Below are 231 nucleotides of genomic sequence, written 5' to 3' on the forward strand. Positions count from 1 at the left end.
ATCCCCAGACTACCCAAGCAATGCTGTCGCATGCAGTAGAAGCCCAGATTACCGATGCGGCTGTTGCTCGGGGTGTGGTGGAGAAACTGGGTGGTCGAGTTGTGATTTCTTCCAGGACGCTGATTTATCCGGTGCTGAACGGTTTCGGGGTGAAAAAAGGCAACGACATCGTTCGCAACGCCCTGATTGCAGGGATCGAAAAATTCAGTAAAACGCCGGAATACGCCGCGT

Annotated in this window: 1 protein-coding gene; it reads left to right on the plus strand. The window is 53.2% G+C overall.

What is annotated here, in order from left to right:
- Positions 1–20: 20 nt before the first annotated feature.
- On the plus strand, positions 21–231 hold a 211-nt coding region (locus Q4563_RS23090; protein ID WP_303606213.1), incomplete at its 3' end, for a hypothetical protein.

It is taken from the genome of Gilvimarinus sp. 1_MG-2023, assembly GCF_030548285.1.